This window comes from Sandarakinorhabdus sp., assembly GCF_031422795.1.
Classification (GTDB): domain Bacteria; phylum Pseudomonadota; class Alphaproteobacteria; order Sphingomonadales; family Sphingomonadaceae; genus Sandarakinorhabdus.
In genome coordinates, this window is sequence record NZ_JANPML010000414.1 from 1 (window position 1) to 4,951 (window position 4,951).

Annotated in this window: 6 protein-coding genes; 3 read left to right on the forward strand and 3 right to left on the reverse strand. The window is 63.8% G+C overall.

Features of this window, described 5'->3' with window-relative positions:
• The coding region (locus RMO81_RS14415) for an aminopeptidase P family N-terminal domain-containing protein (protein WP_310476600.1) at nt 1–390 on the reverse strand (390 nt) is incomplete at its 3' end.
• Between the two features lie 145 nt (nt 391–535).
• Here RMO81_RS14415 and RMO81_RS14420 point away from each other — a divergent pair.
• Nucleotides 536–2,611 carry a S9 family peptidase gene (locus RMO81_RS14420; protein ID WP_310476607.1) on the forward strand — a complete coding sequence of 692 codons (2,076 nt, stop codon included), beginning with the start codon at nt 536–538 and terminating at the stop codon, nt 2,609–2,611.
• The gene (locus tag RMO81_RS14425; protein WP_310476601.1) at nt 2,611–3,021 is read left to right on the forward strand and encodes an acyl-CoA thioesterase; all 411 of its coding nucleotides are present in this window, start codon (nt 2,611–2,613) and stop codon (nt 3,019–3,021) included. Before RMO81_RS14420 ends, RMO81_RS14425 begins: the two co-directional genes overlap by 1 nt.
• Before the next feature lie 224 nt (nt 3,022–3,245).
• Here the strand turns inward: RMO81_RS14425 and RMO81_RS14430 are convergent, their stop codons facing one another.
• Nucleotides 3,246–3,443 (reverse strand): hypothetical protein, encoded by a 198-nt coding sequence (locus RMO81_RS14430; protein WP_310476603.1) that lies wholly within the window; start codon nt 3,441–3,443, stop codon nt 3,246–3,248.
• Between the two features lie 100 nt (nt 3,444–3,543).
• On the opposite strand from RMO81_RS14430, the gene RMO81_RS14435 reads away from it, so the two are divergent.
• On the forward strand, nt 3,544–4,350 hold the full coding sequence (locus RMO81_RS14435; RefSeq protein ID WP_310476605.1) for a methyltransferase: 807 nt from the start codon (nt 3,544–3,546) through the stop codon (nt 4,348–4,350).
• 154 nt (nt 4,351–4,504) lie between these two features.
• Here RMO81_RS14435 and RMO81_RS14440 read toward each other — a convergent pair.
• Nucleotides 4,505–4,951 (reverse strand): C40 family peptidase (locus RMO81_RS14440; RefSeq protein ID WP_310476606.1); only part of this gene is annotated, 447 nt, incomplete at its 5' end.

Below are 4,951 nucleotides of genomic sequence, written 5' to 3' on the forward strand. Positions count from 1 at the left end.
GCGCGCCGTCAACAGCTTGGCGGCCTGCTTGGCCCAGGCGCTGGTGTGCAGCCACGGATCATAGCCGATGCGCTGGCCGGCGCTGGCGGTTTCGCCCAGCCACTGCGCGGCGCTGGTTTGCGGCACGTCTTCATAGGCGAACAGATCGGCGGGCACTTGTTGGCGCACCTGCACGGTATAGCGGCCATCGGTGAACATCGCGGCCCGGTCATGCATCACCACCGCGCTGCCGGCAGAGCCGCCAAAACCGCTGATCCACGCCAGCCGCTGGGCATATTCGCCCACATACTCGCTCATGTGCTCATCGGTCAGCGGCACCACGAAACCGGCAAGATTCTGGGCGGCGAGTTCGGCGCGCAGGGCTGCAAGGCGTGAGGAGATGGTGGACACGGATAATCTTCCCTCTATCAATATTCACCCAGATAGGCGCACTGCCCCCGCGCCTCAAGCACAGGAAATCTTGATGCGTCTGTTTGTTGCTGGCCTGAATGCCCTGATGTTTGCCCTGTTGTCGTTTTCCGGAGCCGCTGCCCAGATGAACCCGCCTATCGCTGCCAAACGCCCGCACAGTTTCACCCACCACGGCATCACCGTGGAAGACCCCTACAACTGGCTGAAAGACCCGGGCTATCCCACGGTCGATGATGCCGATGTGCTGAGCTACCTGAAGGCCGAAAACGCCTATTATGACGCGCAGATGGCCCCGATCGCCGGCTTCAAGGACAAGCTCTACGAAGAACTGAAGGGCCGGGTGCAGCAGGACGATGCTTCGGTGCCGGTGCCCAATGGCGCTTTTGAATATTGGTGGCAGTTCAAGCCGGGCGATCAGTATCGCACCTGGATGCGGCGGCCAAAGGGGGGCGGCGCAGAACAGATCGTGCTGTCCGAACCCGAACTGGCGAAGGGGCTCAGCTATTTCCGGCTGGGCGCGCAAAGCGTCAGCCCCGATGGCAGATTGCTGGCCTATGCCACCGACAGCGATGGCAGCGAACGTTTCACCATCCGCATCCGCGACATCGCGGCGGGCAACGACATCGAGACCGTCACCAAGGTGAGCGTCGGCGGCATCGAATGGTCGGCGGATTCCAAGGCCATCGTGTGGAGCGAGGTCAATGACAATTGGCGGCGCATCAAGGCGCGGCTGCACGTGCTGGGCCAAAGCGGTGCTGCTGGAATTGCCGGCGACGCCGGCGGGGACCGGACGCTGTACGAAGAAACCGAAGACAAGGGTTTCGGTGTCGGCCTCGGCAAGAGCCAGGATGGCCAGTGGATCATCATCAGCACGTCGGATCATGTGACCAGCGAAGTGCGGCTGGTGCCGGCGGCCAATCCGGCGGCCGAGCCGCCGCTGCTGGTGAAGCGCCGGCAGGCCGGGGTAAGCTATGACGTGGATGTGCGCGGGCAAACCGTCTTCATCCGCACCAACGACAGCCATGTGAATTTCCGCATCGCCACCGCCAGCATCGCTGCGCCGGGCGACTGGAAGGAACTGATCGCCGGTTCGACCCGCGATTACATCACCGGCATCGCCGCCTTCACTTCATACCTCGCTGTGCAGGGCCGCCGCGACGGGCTGGATCGAATCGTGCTGCGGAAGGACGATGGCAGCGAAACCGTGCTGCCCTTCGCCGAAGCCGCGTACACCGCCGGCCTTGGCAGCAATATGGAACCGGATGCGCCGCTGCTGCGGGTCAGCTATGCTTCGATGGTCACGCCGGCGACGGTGTTTGATTATGACGTTGGTGCGGCCTCGCTGATCACCCGCAAGGTGCAGCAGGTGCCATCGGGCTATGACGCCAGCCACTATGAAAGCCAGCGCATCTGGGTGACGGCGCGCGACGGTGCCAGGGTGCCGGTCGCCATCGTTTATCGGAAAGGCTTCAAGCCCGACGGCAGCGGCAAGCTGCATCTTTATGCCTATGGTGCGTATGGCATCCCCTCGATGCCCGGCTTTTCGGCCAACCGGCTCAGCCTGCTGGATCGCGGCATGGCCTATGCCATCGCCCAGATCCGCGGCGGCGATGATCTGGGCTACCAATGGTATCTGGATGGCAAGCTGGCCAAGCGCACCAACACGTTCAACGATTTCGTTGATGTGGCCAAGGGTTTGGTCACGGTCGGCTGGGCGGCGCCGGGCATGATCTCGGCCAGCGGCGGTTCGGCCGGCGGTGAGCTGATGGGCGCCATCGTCAACCAGGCCCCCGAACAGTTCCGCGCTGTCGTGGCGCATGTGCCTTTCGTCGACGTGCTCAACACCATGCTGGATGAAAGCCTGCCACTCACGCCCGGCGAATGGCCGGAATGGGGCAACCCGATCACCAGCAAGGCCGATTTCGAGCTGATCCGCGCCTATTCGCCCTATGATCAGGTGACAGCACAAGCCTATCCGCCGCTGATGGTCACGGCCGGGCTGAACGATCCGCGCGTCACCTATTGGGAACCGGCGAAATGGGTGGCCAAGCTGCGCGACCTGAAGACCGACAAGAATGTGCTGATCTTCAAGACCAACATGGGCGCTGGCCACGGCGGCAAATCCGGGCGCTTTGCCGCGCTGGAGGAGCTGTCGGAGGAATATGCCTTCATCCTCAATCAGTTCAGTCTGAAGGACTGATGCCAGCACCGCCCGGCCAGCCCAGTTACGCCCTTTCGGTCACCGCGCAGGCGGCCGACATCGATGAACTGGGCCACGTCAACAACGCGGTCTATCTGAAATGGATTCAGGACGTGGCGACGGCGCACTGGAGCGCGGTCGCCCCGCCCGAACACCGCGATGCCTATGTCTGGGTCGTGACCCGGCATGAGATCGACTATCTTCGCCAGACGCTGGACGGCGAGACCGTGACGCTCACCACCTGGGTGGGTGAACCCAAGGGCGCGCGCTTTGATCGCCATGTCGAAATCTGCGGTCCCGATGGCGCGGTGCGGGTGAAAGCGGTCACCACCTGGGCGTTGATCGATCGTTCAACAGGCCGGCTGACGCGCGTGCGGCCAGAAATCGCCGCACCGTTCATGCCGGCTTGAATCAGGCTGGCCGGAACCGGTCAGGAAGTGGCCTCCGGCGGCCAGGGGCTGAGCCCTTGGACCCACTTTCGTTGGCGCGCGCCCGGCGACGACGGTTGGGCACTACGGGCAACAGAAAAAATGGGTGCAGGCCTCAGGCCTGCCCGCCGGAGGCTCTGATTCCTTGTTCTTTAGCCCATGCCAATTGAAATTCGCGAAAAGGCCATCGTCGCTGGGACTTGCTATCAGGCCGTCCGCAGCAGCGTGTACAGGTGCACGGCGGCAAGCAGCACGCCGGCGACTCCCAGAAACGCCAGGCCATCCCACGGCACATGCGCGTGCCAGGCCAGGGGTGCCTTGCGGCGCGCCACGCCGCCGAGTGCGCCGATCACCGCCACAATCGCGCCGGCGGCCAGCAAGATCCCTGTCGATTCAGCATCCATTGCCGGCGCTTTGGCAGGCCGTTCAGGCTAAGGCAATCTCTCGCCTTGCAGGGGATGCGCAGCTGTTTTACGTGAGTGCATCACTGCAACGGAGACCACCATGATCCGCCGTATCGCTCTTGCTTCGGCTCTTGCCGTCGCCGCTATCGCTGCCCCTGCCATTGCCGCTGGTCCGTTTGATGCCGCTGTTGGCGGTGCCTGGCGCAGCCCGGCCAACAAGGCCCGCGACGCTTATCGCCACCCGGCGCAAACCCTGAAGTTCCTTGGCGTGAAGCCAGGCCAGACCGTGGTCGAAATCTCGCCCGGCGGCGGCTGGTACACCGAAATCCTTGCCCCGGCGATGAAGGGCAACGGCAAATATGTCGCCGGCCTCGCCAACCCGCTCGCTTCGGTGAACGCCGCCAAGAGCGTCGAGAATTTCAAGACCAAATTTGGTGACAAGGCCATTTATGGTGACATCGGCATCGGCATGTTCGGGAAAACTGCAGAGGGGGGCGTCGCCGATATCGTCGAACCCGGTTCGGCCGATGTCGTGCTCACCTTCCGCAACGTCCACAACTGGCACATGTCCAGCTTTGATCAGGAGGCGTTCAACGCTTTCTTCAAGGCGCTGAAGCCGGGCGGCACGCTGGGCGTGGTCGAACACCGCCTGCCGGAATCGCGCCCTGATGCCGACATGAAGACCAGCGGCTACATGAAGGTTTCCTATGTGAAGATGCTGGCTGCAAAGGCCGGCTTCAAGTTGGTCGGCGAATCGGCGGTGAACGCCAATCCGAAGGACAAGGCCAATTATCCCAAGGGCGTGTGGACCCTGCCGCCGAACTTTGCCGAAGGCGAAACAGACAAGGCCAAATATGCCGCCGTCGGCGAATCGGATCGCATGACGCTGAAGTTCATGAAGCCGTAAGCGCTTCCCCTCTCCCCCTGCGGGTGTGGGTCGACTCGCGCGAGCCGAAGGCGACCGAAGGTCTACCGCGGCGGGGTGAGGGCTTGCGGAACCGGACCCTCACCCTCCCACCGCTACGCGGCGGGCCCCTCCCTCTCCCCAAATGGGAGAGGGGTTATTGGTAACGCCGCACCACCGGCTCAGCGCCTGCCCGCTTGATCACATCGGCCAGCGGCTCCGTCACCACCTTCATCCAGTGTGCGTTGGCGTGGCAAAGCTGGTCGCCGTCCAGCAACAGCCCGACATGGCCGGGGAAGAACACCAGGTCGCCGGGTTCGCGCGCGGCGAATTTCACCGCTTCCCCGTCGGCCACCTGCAAATCAGTGTCGCGCCGCAGCGAAATGCCTTCCGCGCTCAGTGCCTGCTGCACCAGCCCGGAACAATCAACGCCAGCCGGCGTGCGCCCGCCCCACAGATAGGGCGCATCGGCAAACAGCGCGGCGGCGGCGAAACGATTGGCCGGCGCGTGCTCGACATGGCGGCGATGCACACGGCCACCGCCGGCCAGCACCAGGAAATCCGCCTCGATCACCCCGGTCACGCGCGCGCCAAAGGGCAATTC